This is a genomic window from Rhizobium sp. 10N427 (assembly GCF_056394605.1).
In genome coordinates, this window is record NZ_JBFTID010000002.1 from 444,121 (window position 1) to 458,084 (window position 13,964).

14 protein-coding genes are annotated in these 13,964 nt (G+C 60.4%); 7 read left to right on the forward strand and 7 right to left on the reverse strand.

Annotated elements, in window-relative coordinates; translation table 11 throughout:
- The first annotated feature begins 6 nt into the window (after positions 1-6).
- From AC1DIJ_RS06645 to AC1DIJ_RS06655, 3 genes are all read left to right on the forward strand, one after another.
- Entirely contained in the window at positions 7-333 is a 327-nt protein-coding gene (locus tag AC1DIJ_RS06645) for a BrnT family toxin (RefSeq protein ID WP_112386328.1), read from the forward strand.
- A gap of 13 nt (positions 334-346) precedes the next feature.
- A complete protein-coding gene (locus AC1DIJ_RS06650) occupies positions 347-640 on the forward strand; it encodes a BrnA antitoxin family protein (protein WP_477831354.1) in 294 nt (97 codons plus the stop codon).
- 573 nt (positions 641-1,213) lie between these two features.
- The gene (locus AC1DIJ_RS06655) at positions 1,214-2,071 is read left to right on the forward strand and encodes a hypothetical protein (protein WP_112386326.1); all 858 of its coding nucleotides are present in this window, start codon (positions 1,214-1,216) and stop codon (positions 2,069-2,071) included.
- 14 nt (positions 2,072-2,085) lie between these two features.
- Here AC1DIJ_RS06655 and AC1DIJ_RS06660 read toward each other — a convergent pair whose 3' ends face one another.
- Complete coding sequence (locus tag AC1DIJ_RS06660; protein ID WP_112386325.1) at positions 2,086-2,538, reverse strand: GatB/YqeY domain-containing protein; 453 nt, start codon at positions 2,536-2,538, stop codon at positions 2,086-2,088.
- Between the two features lie 273 nt (positions 2,539-2,811).
- Here AC1DIJ_RS06660 and carA point away from each other — a divergent pair, with 273 nt between their 5' ends.
- Positions 2,812-4,017, forward strand: coding sequence for a glutamine-hydrolyzing carbamoyl-phosphate synthase small subunit (gene carA / locus AC1DIJ_RS06665; RefSeq protein ID WP_112386346.1), 1,206 nt, complete (start codon positions 2,812-2,814; stop codon positions 4,015-4,017).
- A gap of 80 nt (positions 4,018-4,097) precedes the next feature.
- Positions 4,098-5,129: an acyltransferase family protein gene (locus tag AC1DIJ_RS06670; protein ID WP_112386324.1), complete on the forward strand. Its 1,032-nt coding sequence runs from the start codon at positions 4,098-4,100 to the stop codon at positions 5,127-5,129.
- A gap of 97 nt (positions 5,130-5,226) precedes the next feature.
- Here the strand turns inward: AC1DIJ_RS06670 and AC1DIJ_RS06675 are convergent, their stop codons facing one another.
- The 3 genes from AC1DIJ_RS06675 to AC1DIJ_RS06685 form a co-directional block, all read right to left on the reverse strand.
- Positions 5,227-6,630 (reverse strand): MATE family efflux transporter, encoded by a 1,404-nt coding sequence (locus AC1DIJ_RS06675; protein WP_112386323.1) that lies wholly within the window; start codon positions 6,628-6,630, stop codon positions 5,227-5,229.
- A 144-nt stretch (positions 6,631-6,774) separates the two neighbouring features.
- Positions 6,775-8,019 (reverse strand): TCR/Tet family MFS transporter, encoded by a 1,245-nt coding sequence (locus tag AC1DIJ_RS06680; protein ID WP_112386322.1) that lies wholly within the window; start codon positions 8,017-8,019, stop codon positions 6,775-6,777.
- A 155-nt stretch (positions 8,020-8,174) separates the two neighbouring features.
- Complete coding sequence (locus tag AC1DIJ_RS06685) at positions 8,175-9,080, reverse strand: LysR family transcriptional regulator (protein WP_112386321.1); 906 nt, start codon at positions 9,078-9,080, stop codon at positions 8,175-8,177.
- A 98-nt stretch (positions 9,081-9,178) separates the two neighbouring features.
- Here AC1DIJ_RS06685 and AC1DIJ_RS06690 point away from each other — a divergent pair, with 98 nt between their 5' ends.
- Positions 9,179-10,174, forward strand: coding sequence for an aldo/keto reductase (locus tag AC1DIJ_RS06690; protein ID WP_112386320.1), 996 nt, complete (start codon positions 9,179-9,181; stop codon positions 10,172-10,174).
- Positions 10,175-10,210: 36 nt separating this feature from the next.
- Here AC1DIJ_RS06690 and ypfJ read toward each other — a convergent pair whose 3' ends face one another.
- Together ypfJ and AC1DIJ_RS06700 are read right to left on the reverse strand one after the other, a co-directional pair.
- Positions 10,211-11,125, reverse strand: coding sequence for a KPN_02809 family neutral zinc metallopeptidase (gene ypfJ, locus AC1DIJ_RS06695; RefSeq protein ID WP_112386319.1), 915 nt, complete (start codon positions 11,123-11,125; stop codon positions 10,211-10,213).
- 80 nt (positions 11,126-11,205) lie between these two features.
- Positions 11,206-11,691: a DUF2306 domain-containing protein gene (locus AC1DIJ_RS06700; protein ID WP_112386318.1), complete on the reverse strand. Its 486-nt coding sequence runs from the start codon at positions 11,689-11,691 to the stop codon at positions 11,206-11,208.
- 159 nt (positions 11,692-11,850) lie between these two features.
- Between AC1DIJ_RS06700 and AC1DIJ_RS06705 the strand changes: the two genes are divergently transcribed.
- The gene (locus tag AC1DIJ_RS06705) at positions 11,851-12,897 is read left to right on the forward strand and encodes a zinc-dependent alcohol dehydrogenase family protein (RefSeq protein WP_112386317.1); all 1,047 of its coding nucleotides are present in this window, start codon (positions 11,851-11,853) and stop codon (positions 12,895-12,897) included.
- Here AC1DIJ_RS06705 and AC1DIJ_RS06710 read toward each other — a convergent pair.
- Complete coding sequence (locus AC1DIJ_RS06710) at positions 12,883-13,830, reverse strand: phosphatase PAP2 family protein (RefSeq protein ID WP_112386316.1); 948 nt, start codon at positions 13,828-13,830, stop codon at positions 12,883-12,885. The two genes, AC1DIJ_RS06705 and AC1DIJ_RS06710, sit on opposite strands and share 15 nt — an antisense overlap.
- Positions 13,831-13,964: the final 134 nt, after the last annotated feature.

Consider the following 13,964-nt stretch of genomic DNA (forward strand, 5'->3'; position numbering starts at 1 on the left):
CGGCGCATGCGTGCCTGGAAGCAATGGAACTTCGGGTGCAGCGTGGAACCTATAGCCAAGCACTTCTCGTCGTTCGAATGGGATGAGAATAAGCGGCAGGTAAATATCCTGAAACATGGAATCGATTTTCCGGCAGCGGCGGCCGCATTGAACAAACCGCATCTGGAAAAGACGTCCGACCGGCATGGAGAAGTTCGCACACTGGCAGTTTGCCCCGATTCGCAGCGACTGATCGCGATCGTTTATACGATGCGCGGTGAATACTGCCGGATCATTTCTGCCCGTGCGGCACGCAACAATGAGCAAAGAGCGTATCGTCAGATATTCGGCTGAAGCCATCGAGAAAATGATCGCCGAGGGCAAGGATCGAACTGATCACGCCCGGGTCGGGGCCATGAGCGATGCGGAAATTGAGCGCGCCATGCGCGACGACCCCGATTGGGCCAATACTCTCGATATCGATTGGTCGACCACAGAGATCGTTCAGCCGCCGGCCAAAAAGCCTCTCTCGATCCGGCTGGATCAGGATGTCGTCGATTTCTTTCAATCGAGCGGCAAGGGATATCAGACGCGTATTAATACTGTGCTGCGCCATTACGTCGATCAGCAGAAGATGAAGCAAGAAAAGCGTCAGAAATGACGATCAATAAAGCGTGACGCCCTGCGGCAGGAGGGTGCGACAATTGTGCACGCAGGGCCGCTGTCACGCCAGTTTTCAAGCATTTCCAAAAACATATGAAAATATTGATGTTTTCGTTATTTCAATGACTTGTTTCTATCTGCGGCGGTGAAAACGCCTGATGGGAAGCGTGCTAATGAAAAGCCTTGGCGGGCATTCAGACTATCCACAACCCAATTATTATATTTTTGTAATTTGAATACTCCGCTGCGGCGCAATACCGTCTTCTCATCAAAGCGATCCCCGAGCGAGGCACCATCCCTACCCCCGGCGCCGCCTCGCAAGGGTGCCTTTGCAAATACACCGCCAGTGTGGGCCTAGCCCAGCGTCGCTGTCGGCAGCAAAGAGCAAGAAGGCAGGAGCGCCCCCAGCTCCTGCCTTCTTTAATTTCCGGCACAGCTGTCCCGGATTTTTGCAATTTAATCTTGCTGGTTAACTGACCTAACCATTTTTGGGACACTCGGTACAAAACGGACATTGACTCGGGACGCTGAGAAGGCAAATGGAATAGCCGTCGCCTTGCCGAGTTCCCAGATGTCCTTGACCGCCGAAACACTTGCTATAGACGATCGCTTTTTTGGAGCAGTGTTGATCTGCGCCAACGAGATGCTGACGATCTATAAGGAAAGCCCGAGAATCGCGTCCATTTTTGCTGCGCAGCAACGATGGCTGATGGCGCATTCAGGCTTTGCATTGCATTACGGATTGCCGGGCGAGGAGAAAAAAGGCCTGTATTCCGGGCGTTTCGTGGATTTCGTCGTCAGCAACAAGATCGCCAGCCGCAACACCGCCGCCGCCTTCCTCCAGGAAATGCTCGTCTATCGTTTCCTGCGCCCCTCAAGCGGCCAGGCCGACCGGCGCACGCGCCTCGTCGAGCCGACGGAGACTGCCGAGCAGCACTTCTTCAAGTGGCTGCAGACACATCTTTTCATTCTCGACAACCTGGACGGTGGCACGCGCGCCGAAAAGCTCAGCACCGAGCCGGCACTCATTGCCAAAATTCAACCCCTGATTGCTCAGGCTATCATCGCCACAAAGGCGGTGCGCGATCCCGGCGCCACCTACAATCTCTTCAACTGGGCAAATTCCGGCGGTCTTGTCATGGACTATCTGATGTCCCGCCTGCCGGCATTCGATGGCACGGCCGAACGGATATCCATTGGCCCGGTATCGCTCAGCGACCTGCGCACCCAGTTCATGATTTCCAACACCCATCTGAAGCGCCTTCTCAGCCAGGCGGCGGAGATGGGAAGCGTCGGCTGGGACGAGCCGCCGCGCAAGGGCGACCTGTGGCTTTCGCGCGGCTTCATTCTTGAATACCGCGATTACCAGGCGGCAAAATTCGCGGTCGTCGATGCGGCGGCCGAGACTGTGCTCGGCCGCGCCATCTGATTTACATCACTGATTTACTTCAAGAGTTCCTTTACGGCGCCTGAAGCCTTGGCGAAATCCATCTGGCCGGCATAGCGCTCCTTGAGAGCCGCCATCACCTTGCCCATGTCCTTCGGTCCCTCGGCGCCGGTCTCCGCGATGATCGCCGAGATATTGGCGCGCACTTCGGCATCCGAAAGCTGCTTCGGCATGAAATCCTGGATTACGGTGATTTCGGCGCGCTCCTTCGCGGCCAGCTCGGGCCGTGAATTCTCTTCGTAGATCTTCGCCGATTCGTCGCGCTGCTTCACCATCTTGGCAAGGATCTGCAGAATCTCGTCGTCGCTGGCTTCTTCCTTGCCAGCGCCGCGGTTGGCGATATCACGATCCTTGGTGGCGGCCTGAATGAGACGGATCGTCGAAAGGCGCTCGGCATTCTTGGCTTTCATCGCCTCTTTGAGGGCGGTGGCGAGTTGATCGCGCAGCATTATTTCACTCCTGTTGAATGGCGCTACATAAACCACGCAAATGGGGAGGATCAAATAAATTGCGATATCAGCGCCAGAAACCGCAGGAAAAGCGTGTCCCGATACGTTAGAAAAGATTGACGGCAGGCGAGAGCGTGGCTATCTACCGCCACCTGCACCAAAATTCGTGATCAGGCCTGAGACGCGCGGCGGCGAGCTGCGCCCATACGCTTGCGAACACAAATGGCAGCCTGACGGCCCAAGACGTCGAGAGCAGCCGGAAACGGGATGATGATGACCGCGACAGCCCCCTGGACCATTGAAAAGCCGACCGCCCTGCTTGTTCTCGCAGATGGCACCGTGATCGAAGGAAAGGGCATCGGCGCGACCGGCAAGGTCCAGGCCGAGGTGGTCTTCAACACCGCATTGACTGGCTACGAGGAAATCCTCACCGACCCCTCCTATCTCGGCCAGATCGTCACCTTCACCTTCCCGCATATCGGCAATATCGGCACCAACGAAGAAGACATCGAAGACCTGACGCCGGCAGCACGCCACGGCGCGGTCGGCGTCATCTTCAAGGCCGATATCACCGAACCGTCCAACTACCGCGCCGCCAAGCATCTCGACGCCTGGCTGAAGACCCGCGGCATCATCGGCCTCTGCGGCATCGACACGCGCGCCCTCACCGCCTGGATCCGCGAAAACGGCTCGCCGAACGCCGTCATCGCCCATGATCCGAACGGCGTCTTCGATGTCGATACGCTGAAGGCCGAAGCCAAGGCGTGGAGCGGTCTCGAAGGTCTCGACCTCGCCAAGATCGCATCGTCGGGTCAGTCCTCGCAGTGGACGCAGACGCCCTGGATCTGGAACGAAGGCTATGGCGAACTCGGCGCTGCCGATGCCAAGTACCACGTCGTCTGCCTCGACTACGGCGTGAAGCGCAACATTCTGCGCCTGTTCGCCGGCCTCGACTGCAAGGTCACCGTCATGCCGGCAACGGCGAGCGCCGAAGACGTGCTTGCCGTCAAGCCCGACGGAATCTTCCTGTCGAACGGCCCGGGCGACCCGGCCGCCACCGGCACATATGCCGTTCCGGTCATCCAGACGCTGATCAAGACCGATATCCCAGTCTTCGGCATCTGCCTCGGCCACCAGATGCTGGGCCTCGCGCTCGGCGCCAAGACCGAAAAGATGCACCAGGGCCATCACGGCGCCAACCATCCGGTCAAGGACCACACGACGGGCAAAGTCGAGATCGTCTCGATGAATCACGGCTTCGCTGTTGACACGAAGTCGCTGCCCGAAGGCGTTGAGGAGACTCACGTTTCGCTCTTCGACGGCACCAATTGCGGCCTGCGCGTCTCCGGCAAGCAGATCTTCTCGGTGCAGCATCACCCGGAAGCCTCTCCCGGCCCGCAGGACAGCCACTACCTCTTCCGCCGCTTCATCAACATGGTGCGCGCCAAGAAGGGTGAAGAGGCGCTTGCTGAACGGTAAGAGCAGCCGCTATTTCTTAACAGCACCTTAAGTGCGGCGGTGTTACTCATCAGTCAGTTTATGCGTTGACTGGACAATGAATGAGAGAGCGCCGCCACATTGCAAGCCTTGACGGATTGCGCGGCATCACCGCGCTCGCCGTCGTCATGGCGCATGTCTATCTGGTCTTTCCAGCGCTCGGTCCGCTGCCTCTGCCCGATATCGGCAGCGGCGCCGTGGCGATATTCTTTGCCATCAGCGGCTTCCTGATGGCCTACCTCTATGGCGACAGGCCATTCTCCAGAAAGAATGCCGCCGATTTCCTCGTCAACCGCTTTGCCCGCATCTATCCGGTCTATCTCGCCGCCGTGCTGCTGGTCGTTGTCCTCTCGGCCGTTCCCGGCCTCGGTTATATCGATCCGATAATGGGACCCTTCCAGATCGCCCGCCATATCGTCATGCTCGGCTCGACCGGCGTTCTCTGGACGATCCCGCCCGAGATCCAGTTCTATCTGGTCTTCCCGTTCATCTGGATGTTCCTCGCCAATCCGGTCCGCTACCAGTGGATCGCTGTGCTGATCGGCTGCCTGCTGGCGATCGACGGTCTCCTCGGCTTTCCGGGAAGCGGCATCCTCTTGATATCGAAGCTGCCCTATTTTCTGCTCGGCGTGCTGGCCGGCCACCTGCACCCGCGCCTGCAAAGTGCGGCCCGCGGCTTGACAGTCGGCGTCATGGCAATCCTCTTGCCGGCCTTTCTGCTCAGCCATCGCGCCCTCTCGATCGAGGTCTCCGACACTCTCTGGGGCATGTCGACGGCGCTTGCTGCGGCCCTCTCAGTCCTGCTCGTTGCGCGCGAGCATCCGATTTCCGCCGCGCTGTTCGCCTCCCGCCCCTTCTGTTTTCTAGGAACGATCAGCTTTTCGCTCTATCTCCTGCATGTGCCGTGCCTGTTCCTGACGGCCAAGCTGCTCGCAGGCATGCCGCTCTGGCTCGTCATCCCCATCGGATGTGCCGTCGCGCTCGCAGTCGCCACCGCGAGCTACCACGTCATCGAGGCGCCATGCCGCATCTTCCTCGTCAATCGCTGGAAGCGCCGCAATCCGCACAAGGCGGAGCTCTTGACCTCAAGTTGACTTGACGAATGACAGCCGTGCAGGCGCACGCCTCGGCATTCGCGCCGGCATTGCCAGTCACGGACCGGTAGCAACTGATGGTGACGAATGGCCGGGTTCAGGCGCCGGCCATTCTCCCCTCGCGGCGCACGAGAATATAGAAGCGGGCGCAGAGCATGGTCGCCGCTGCCGCAAGCCCGACCAGGAAGCCGAACCAGATGCCGACGCCGCCGAAGCCGAGCGGGAAGGCCAGCAGCCATGCCAGGAAGAAGCCGATCGGCCAATAGGCGATCAGCGCCAGGATCATCGGCACCCGCGCGTCCTTCAGCCCGCGCAGCAGACCGCTGGCGATCGCCTGGATGCCATCCACCAGCTGGAACAGCCCCGCAACGACGATCAGCGGACCCGCATAGGCGAGCACCGCGGCAGCTTCCGGGTGGCTGGTATCCAGGAACCAGCGCGCGAAAAACTCCGGCATGACGGCAAACAGGATACCGCCGAGCGCCGAAACCACACAGGCGATGATCATCACGGTGATCGAGGCACGCACGACGGCCAGATGATCGCCCTGCCCGTGGGCAACACCGATGCGAACCGTTGCCGCCTGGCTGAGGCCGAGTGGGATCATGAAGGCGATCGACGCCCATTGCAGTGCGATGCCGTGGGCGGCCAGCTCGATCGTGCCGATGCGGCCCATCAACAGCGACGCTGCGGTAAACAGGCTGACTTCGGCCAGGATCGTGATGCTGATCGGCAGACCGAGACGCACGACGTCCCAAAGCGCGTGCCAGTCCGGCCGCCAGAAGCGCACCAGGATCTCGTAGCGGCGCGTCTCTTCCTTCATCTGCACATAGGCGAGGATGAACAGGAAGCCCGCCGTCTGCACGGCAACGGAAACGATCGCCGCGCCTTCCAGACCCATCGCCGGAAAGCCGAAATGGCCGAGCACCAGGATGTAGGCAAAGATCGCGTTCAAGACCAGCATGGCAATCGTGACGTTGAGCACCACGGCCGCCTTGCCGATGGCGCTCACCAGCGCCCGTATGACATTGTAGAGCAGGCCCGGCAGTACGGCGAAATGGCCGATCAGGATATAGCCATGCGCGAGCTTGGCTACCTCAGGCTTCTGCCCGGCGGCCAGCAGGATTTCCTCGGCATAGAAGAAGGCTGGCTGCATCACCAGCCAATAGGCGGTAACGACCCAGAGACCCATGCGCATCGAGCGGCGCACCGTGACGATATCGCCACGCCCATAGGCCTGCGCCACCATCGGAATGACGGCGATCGCAAAGCCCGAGCCGAAGATCAGAATGGTGAACAGGAACTGCGCTGACAGCACCATGGCCGCCAGGTTTTCGGCGCCGAGCTGGCCGACGATCATCACATCGGTCGTGTTGATGCCGAGCTGGGCGAGCTGCGCGCCGATGAAGGGTATGCCGAGCGCCAGCGTCGCACCGAAATGCGATCCCCAATGGTTGTCGGTGTGCGGCGCGAGCTTGTTCACGTCAACAGGCGTGTCCATGGCAAAAGTCCAATTGTTTTGAATCGTTTTCGGCCGCGGAATGGCGGCAAGTTATTACCGGGCCTTAGATCAAAGCCCGGCAAAGAGCTACCCTAAAACAGGCAAATGCTGAAATATTCATCACAGCATCACTGAATCTGATGGCTATTCTGCCAGAGCTTCGATCGTCTTTGGCCGCGACGGTCGCACCTTGATGAAGAACACCACCGCCGCCACGAGAATGAAGAAAGCCGCCATCAGATAAGGGGCACCTGCAAAGGTAACCGGCGCATCCGGCTTGGTGAAATAGCCGAACAGCTGCGTGAAGATCACCGGGCCGATGATCGTGGTGATGCTGCTCAGACTCGTCAGCGCGCCCTGCAACTCACCCTGCGCCGACGGCGGCACCTTGCCGGCCGCAATGCTGCGCAGCGGCGGATCAGCGACGTTCTCCATGACCGTCATGACGATGATCACATAGACCATCCAGCCCTCCCAGGCGAAGGCATAGCCCGTCAAGCCGACGACCGAAAAGCAGAGACCGATGACCGCCGTCTTCCACTCGCCGAGAACAGGAACGACCTTCGACAGCACTAGCCCCATGACGATCGCCGCGCCGATGCCGTAGATGCCGAGCGACAGGCCGATCTGACCCTCGCTCCATCCATAGCGGTAGGTGCCGACGAAGGACCAGACGGCTGGATAAACCGAATGCGCGAGCCAGAACAGGAACATTACGGCGGCAACCCAGCCGATGCCGGGATAGTGGCGCATTTGCTTCAAGGCGCCGAGCGGGTTGGCGCGCTTCCATTCGAAGGGGCGGCGATGCTTGGCATCCAAGGTCTCGGGCAGCAGGAAATAGGCAGCGGCGAAATTCAGGAACGACACCAGCGCCGCTCCGAAAAACGGCACGCGCGGACCGAATTCGCCGAGAAACCCGCCAATAACAGGGCCGATGGTAAAGCCGACGCCGAAGGCAATGCCGATCAGGCCGAAATTCTTCGCCCGATTTTCTTCGGTGCTGATATCGGCGATATAGGCCGAGCAGGTGGCGAAACTGCCGCCACTGAAGCCCGCCAGCGCCCGGCCGACAAACAGCATCCAGAAGCTGGTGGCGACCGCGCAAATGAAATTGTCGATGGCGAAGGTGAGCACCGAAATCAGCAGGATCGGCCTGCGTCCGAACCGGTCACTGAGATTGCCGAGCAGCGGCGCGAACAGAAACTGCATGATCGCATAGACGACGAGCAGCCAGCCGCCATCCAGCGCCGCGTCGCTAACGCTGCCGCCCGTCAACTCTTCCAGATAGGCGGGAAGAACCGGCATGATGATCGCGATGCCGATGACATCGAGAAATAGGATCATGAAAACCAGGAACAGGCCGCGGCGTACGAATTTGGGATCAAGCATGAGGCATCTCTCAACAGCTGCTGTTTTCTGGAAAGACGATCTCATCGCCGGGAATGTTACATAGCCGAAGCAGAAAAATGAAACAATACGTGAACATTTCAAAGTTTTTGATGGCGAAGACAACGAAATTGATCGCGGCCGCGAACAAAACGGGATTATGAGCCCCTCCGCGCCTCGGCCTTGACGAAATCGACGAATGCGCGAAGCGCGGGCGGCATGTGCTTGCGGCTGGCATAATAGAGGAACGGCCCGGAGAATTCCGTGACCCATTCCTCGAGGATCGGCACCAGTTCGCCCCGTTCAAATCCGGGAAGCAGCACTTCCTCGAAAGTCCTGATGATGCCCAGTCCGGCGATCGCGGCCCCCACTTCCATTTCGATCGAGTTTGCGACCAGCGGTCCGGACACCGAGAGTGTCAGCGTCTCCTCGCCGCGGTCGAACTCCCAGGCGAAATGCGCCCGGCTGCGAAAGCGATGGCGGATGCAGTCATGCTCCAGGAGGTCGCGCGGATGAGCGGGTGTGCCGCGCCGTTGCAGATAGGCAGGCGATGCAGCCGTGACATAGCGCTGGCGGCGCGGACCGATCGGCACGGCGATCATGTCGCGCTCCAGCCGTTCGTCGTAACGGATACCGGCATCGAAGCCCGCCTCGACGACATCGACAAAGTCGTCCTCGGCAAGGATCTCCAGCTTGATCTCCGGGTAAAGTGCCAGGAACCGGCTGGCGATCTCAGGCAGGAAGAGCCGCGACACGATGGTCGGCACGTTCAGCCGCAAAGTGCCGGCCGGGCTGTCGCGGAAACTGTCTAGCTGCCCGAGCGCCGAGGCAACCTCCCCCAGCGCCGGCGCCAGCCGTTCCAGGAGACGTTCGCCTGCCTCGGTCGGCGTGACGCTGCGGGTCGTGCGGTTGAGCAGCCGCACGCCGAGCCGCTCCTCCAGCCGCCTCAGAGAATCGCTGAGCGACGACGGCGAAACGCCGCGCTTGCGGGCCGCGGCACGGAAGCTTCGCTCCCTTGCAATCGCCGTGAAGGCATCCAGATCACTGAGGGGCAGATCATCCATTGTGCATTTTCCCGTACGGCTCATTCGCCACTATCCGGATTATCGCACACATCCGCAGCCGATAGAAAGAGTGCCGAACGCATCACAAGGAGAAGACAATGCAAACCTATCGCCTGGGAAAGACCGGCCCCGAAGTCTCCGCCATCGGCCTCGGCTGCATGGGTATGTCCGGCATGTATGGACCCGCCGACCGGGCCGAAAGCATTGCGACGATCCACGCCGCGTTGGATGCCGGGATCAACCTGCTCGATACCGGCGATTTCTATGGCATGGGCCACAACGAAATGCTGATCGGCGAAGCGCTGAAGAACCGCAAGCGCAAGGACCTCATCATCAGCGTCAAGACCGGCGCTCTGCGCGATCCGCTCGGCGCCTGGAACGGCTATGATTCCCGCCCGGCAGCGCTGAAGAATTTCATCGCCTATTCGCTGCAGCGGCTCGGCACCGACTATATCGACATCTACCGCCCTGCCCGTCTCGATCCGAACGTGCCGATCGAGGAAACCGTCGGTGCCATCGCCGACATGATCAAGGCCGGCTACGTCCGCCATATCGGCCTGTCCGAAGTCGGCGCGGATACCATCCGCCGCGCTGCAGCCGTTCACCCGATCGCCGACTTGCAGATCGAATACTCGCTGATCTCCCGCGGCATCGAGGATCAGATCCTGCCCACCTGCCGCGAACTCGGCATCTCGATCACCGCCTATGGCGTGCTGTCGCGCGGCCTGATCAGCGGCCACTGGCAGAAGGGCCAGGATGGCGGCAAAGGCGATTTCCGCGCCGTCAGCCCGCGCTTCCAGGCTGCCAATATCGATCAGAACCTCGCTCTCGTCGAGGAACTGCGCAAGATCGCTGCGGAAAAGCAGATCAGCGTCGCCCAGATCGCCATCGCCTGGGTCGCGGCACAAGGCAAGGATATCGTCCCGCTGATCGGCGCCCGCCGCCGCGACCGGCTGACCGAAGCACTCGGCTCAAGCGCTGTTGAGCTCAGCGCGGACGACATCGCGGCAATCGAGCGCGCCGTGCCAAAGGACGCCGCTGCGGGCGCCCGTTATCCGGACGTGCAGCTGAAGCATATGGATAGTGAACGCTAATCGGATGGCTCCGCCGGAGAGGCGGAGCCTCCCGGCTCAGACCGGACCGCTAAAGGTGTCGCAAGCCGAAACCTTGCCGCTGTCGAAGCCCTGCTTGAACCATTTGACGCGCTGCGCTGAGGTTCCGTGGTTGAAGCTGTCGGGCACCACATAGCCCTGGCTGCGCTTCTGCAGCGTATCGTCGCCGATCTGCTGGGCGGCGTTCAGCGCGTCCTGGATATCATCTGGATTGATATAGCCCTTGCGCTGCTCAAACTTGGCGAAGACCCCGGCGAAGCAATCGGCCTGCAGCTCGACGCGCACCGACATCTTGTTGGCATCGACCTCGCTCATCCGCTGGCGGGCCTCGTTGAACTTCGGCAGCACACCGAGAATGTTCTGAACATGATGGCCGACTTCGTGGGCGATGACATAGGCCTCGGCAAATTCGCCCTTGGCGCCGAACTGCTGGCTGAGCTGGCGGAAGAAATCCGTATCGAGGTAGACCTTGCGGTCGACGGGGCAGTAGAATGGGCCGGATGCGGCTGATGCAGCGCCGCAGCCGGAGCGCGTCGAGCCCGAGAACAGCACCAGAGCCGGCTTCTCATACGTCTGTCCGGATGCCTGGAAGATGCCGGTCCAGGTATCTTCGGTATCGGCAAGCACGGTGCGCACGAAGGCCGTCATGTCGTCATTGGCAGGCGTTCCATTGCCCTGCGACTGGCTCTGTTCGTAGCCGGAGCCGCCATTCATCGTGCCGTCCATCACCTGCATCAGGTCGATGCCCATCGCCTTGAAGATGAAATAGATGACGACGAGGAAGATGATTGTGCCGATCGACAGCCCGCCCCCGCCGCGGCGCATGCCGCCCGAGGGAAAGCTGAACCCGCCTCCGCGGCCAAAACCACCGCTGGAAGGGTCTCCGCGGCGATCCTCGATATTGTCCGATTGACGGCGGCCCTTCCATTCCATCTCAACTCTCCCCGGCAGTGCCAAATGCACCTCTGCAGCCAACAGTTATATATCCGCCGCGACTGTGAATTCCAGCGGCTTCATGCCGCCGGCCGCATTCGCGAAGAGAGCACGATGGCTGCGGCGGCAGAGGTCACCACAAGCCCCGCGGCAAGCGCGACCATGTCGTGCCCGGAAAACACCACTGAGTTCATGATCCGCCCCGGCAGCAAGGTAAACAGCCCGGCAATGACGATGCCGCCGAAATAGATCGAGCGGACGATATGGCGATGCCTGACGACATCGTGGCGCCGGGCTGCAGCAATCGCCTGCCAGGCACCGAACAGCGTGGCGATCGACAGCAGGTGAATGGGGCTGAAACCGTAAAACAGATTAAGCTCGTGAATGAAGAAGGTGGAAAGCGCGGTAATCACCATCAGCCCCATCCAGATCTTGCCGAGCAACCGGTGCCGCGGCGTGCCCTTGGGCCGCGACAGCAGATAGGCGCCGAGCAAGGCGGCCGGCACGACCGTTGCAACATGGATCTGGATTGCAGGCTGCGCATCGAGCAAGGGTTCTAGGGTCATCTACTATCTCCTCGGCAACGCCAAGATCTTTCCGCCGGATGAAGCGCCGCGCAAGAGGCGAGTGCCAACTCTTTCGGCTCTCCTCCGTGGGCCTTGCCGTCAAGCCTTGACGCATCAGCCCATTTTGGCGCCTGATGGCGTCGGAGCGAGGAGAAAATCATGAAGGCCCTGCGTCTGGAAGCAACCGGCAGACTTGCCGTGGTGGAAGCCGAAAAGCCGGTTCCCGGCCCGAACGATATCCTGGTCAAGGTGGATGCCTGCGGCATCTGCGGCACCGACCGCCATCTTTTCCACGGCGAATTTCCCTCGACGCCGCCCGTCATCCTCGGACACGAATTCACCGGCATCGTCGAGGCGGTCGGTTCCGGCGTGAAGAATTTCCGGGCCGGGATGCGCGTTACAGGCGATCCGAACATTTCCTGCGGCCTTTGCCCGGAATGCCAGCGCGGCCGGGTCAACCTCTGCCGCAACCTGCGCGCCATCGGCATCCACCGCGACGGGGGCTTCGCCGATTATGTCTGCATGCCGGAAACGCAGGCCTACGCGCTGCCAGCCGGTCTCGATCCGCTGCACGGTGCCTTCTGCGAACCGCTGGCGTGCTGCATCCATGGCGTCGACACGGCCGGTATCACGACCGGCCAATCGGTCGTCGTGCTCGGCGGCGGCGTCATCGGCCTGCTGGTCGTGCAGCTCGCCCGCCTTGCCGGCGCAACGCGCGTCGTTCTCGCTACACGCAACGCCGAAAAGCGTCGGCTCGCCGAAGAACTCGGCGCAACATCGACCGTCGATCCGTCGGCCGGCGATATCGTCGAGCTGATCTGCGGCAGGAATGGCATTCTGCCTGGCGGCGCCGATGTCGTCATCGAATGCGCCGGCGTTCCGGAGACCATCGAGCAGGCGCCCCGCCTCGCCCGAAAAGGCGGCACCGCCGTCATCCTCGGCGTCATGCCGCAAGGCGCAACGGTTTCGATCGAACCCTTCGACCTGCTGTTCCGGGAAATCCGCCTGCTCGGATCCTTCGTCAACCCCTTCACCCACGCCCGCGCCGCCGATCTGATCGCCTCAGGTGCCATCAAGGTCGAGCCGCTGATTTCCCGCAGGATCGGCCTGGAAGAAGCCCTGGAGGCAATCACCAATCCAGCGCCGGGAGGCGAGATCCGGGCGCTGGTGATACCGGCGGCCAGCTCAGGCTCAGGTCGCTTGTGAAAGGCGGGCCGCCCAGACCGGCGACGGTCCGCACACCACATTCACGACCGCGATACACAGGCATGCCAGCGCAATGCCCGCGGGGATATCAACCAGATAATGGCTGCCATGGCTTAGCGCCGCAGTTGCCATGCCGGCATTCAGGACGAGAGAAAGATATCGCAGATATTTAAGCCTCCAGGCCGCCCAGCCACAGAGGACTGCGATACCAGCATGCACCGAGGGAAACGTCAAAATACCTTTCACCTTTCCCATCGTGAAAACGAAATCCGCATCCCCACGGACAGCATTGAACTCATCGAGAAAAAAGTAGCCGTGATACACATTGATGTTCGACAGTGAACCGATCGGTATCTGGTAGTAGGGGTATGCACCAATGGCTGGAGCCCATGCGGCGATAAAACTGGCTCCGAAACAGATCAGTGCGTAGGCGCAGACCATCCGGTAAGACCGGTCCACCCCTCCCATAAACGACAGCAGGACAGGCATCACGATGAGCTGTGGAGTGAATGAATCATAGCTGAATTCCAGCAATCGGGCGACGATCAGATGCTGGTCGACGAGGTCGATAAATGATCGCCAGTTAAAACCGAGCGCCCGGTCAGTTGCGGAAAGCCATTGGTCGGCAAGTGGAATCCCGGCGTGGGCTGCGAGGTAGGTTGATAGCAGTGTCGGTACAGCCAACAAAACGCCAAGCAACAGAGGCTCAGTCATCTCACGCAGAAACGGCTTCTGTCTTAACGAGCAATATCTGGCATTTACTATCGCCAAGATTGCAATACACGCCGCGGGCAACACGAAAGCTTCATAATCAACATCCAGGCCAAATAAGGCCGCCAGAATGAGAAGTGCTGGATAAGAGACCAAAGTCAGGCAAATCAGAAACAAGCGTGATCGCGGCATCAAACTGCACGTACCTTCATCACAATACATTAAATCAACCTATAAGAGAATTTCAGATGCATGGCCATACGCAGCAGGCATGTCGCCTCTTAATTCCTGTCGATTCCTTGAATTATGGGGTTCCGTTTCGGTTTCGCTTTGCCTATAAGCCGCTTCTAGCCTGA

Bases quoted from the DNA above. Each gene is read 5' to 3' on its own strand.
- AC1DIJ_RS06655 (WP_112386326.1), top strand. From the start codon at position 1,214: ATGTCCTTGACCGCCGAAACACTTGCTATAGACGATCGCTTTTTTGGA.
- carA (WP_112386346.1), top strand. From the start codon at position 2,812: ATGACCGCGACAGCCCCCTGGACCATTGAAAAGCCGACCGCCCTGCTT.
- AC1DIJ_RS06690 (WP_112386320.1), top strand. From the start codon at position 9,179: ATGCAAACCTATCGCCTGGGAAAGACCGGCCCCGAAGTCTCCGCCATC.
- AC1DIJ_RS06700 (WP_112386318.1), bottom strand. From the start codon at position 11,691: ATGACCCTAGAACCCTTGCTCGATGCGCAGCCTGCAATCCAGATCCAT.
- AC1DIJ_RS06675 (WP_112386323.1), bottom strand. From the start codon at position 6,630: ATGGACACGCCTGTTGACGTGAACAAGCTCGCGCCGCACACCGACAAC.
- AC1DIJ_RS06680 (WP_112386322.1), bottom strand. From the start codon at position 8,019: ATGCTTGATCCCAAATTCGTACGCCGCGGCCTGTTCCTGGTTTTCATG.
- AC1DIJ_RS06685 (WP_112386321.1), bottom strand. From the start codon at position 9,080: ATGGATGATCTGCCCCTCAGTGATCTGGATGCCTTCACGGCGATTGCA.
- ypfJ (WP_112386319.1), bottom strand. From the start codon at position 11,125: ATGGAATGGAAGGGCCGCCGTCAATCGGACAATATCGAGGATCGCCGC.
- AC1DIJ_RS06710 (WP_112386316.1), bottom strand. From the start codon at position 13,830: ATGTATTGTGATGAAGGTACGTGCAGTTTGATGCCGCGATCACGCTTG.
- AC1DIJ_RS06645 (WP_112386328.1), top strand. From the start codon at position 7: ATGCGTGCCTGGAAGCAATGGAACTTCGGGTGCAGCGTGGAACCTATA.
- AC1DIJ_RS06670 (WP_112386324.1), top strand. From the start codon at position 4,098: ATGAGAGAGCGCCGCCACATTGCAAGCCTTGACGGATTGCGCGGCATC.
- AC1DIJ_RS06660 (WP_112386325.1), bottom strand. From the start codon at position 2,538: ATGCTGCGCGATCAACTCGCCACCGCCCTCAAAGAGGCGATGAAAGCC.
- AC1DIJ_RS06650 (WP_477831354.1), top strand. From the start codon at position 347: ATGATCGCCGAGGGCAAGGATCGAACTGATCACGCCCGGGTCGGGGCC.
- AC1DIJ_RS06705 (WP_112386317.1), top strand. From the start codon at position 11,851: ATGAAGGCCCTGCGTCTGGAAGCAACCGGCAGACTTGCCGTGGTGGAA.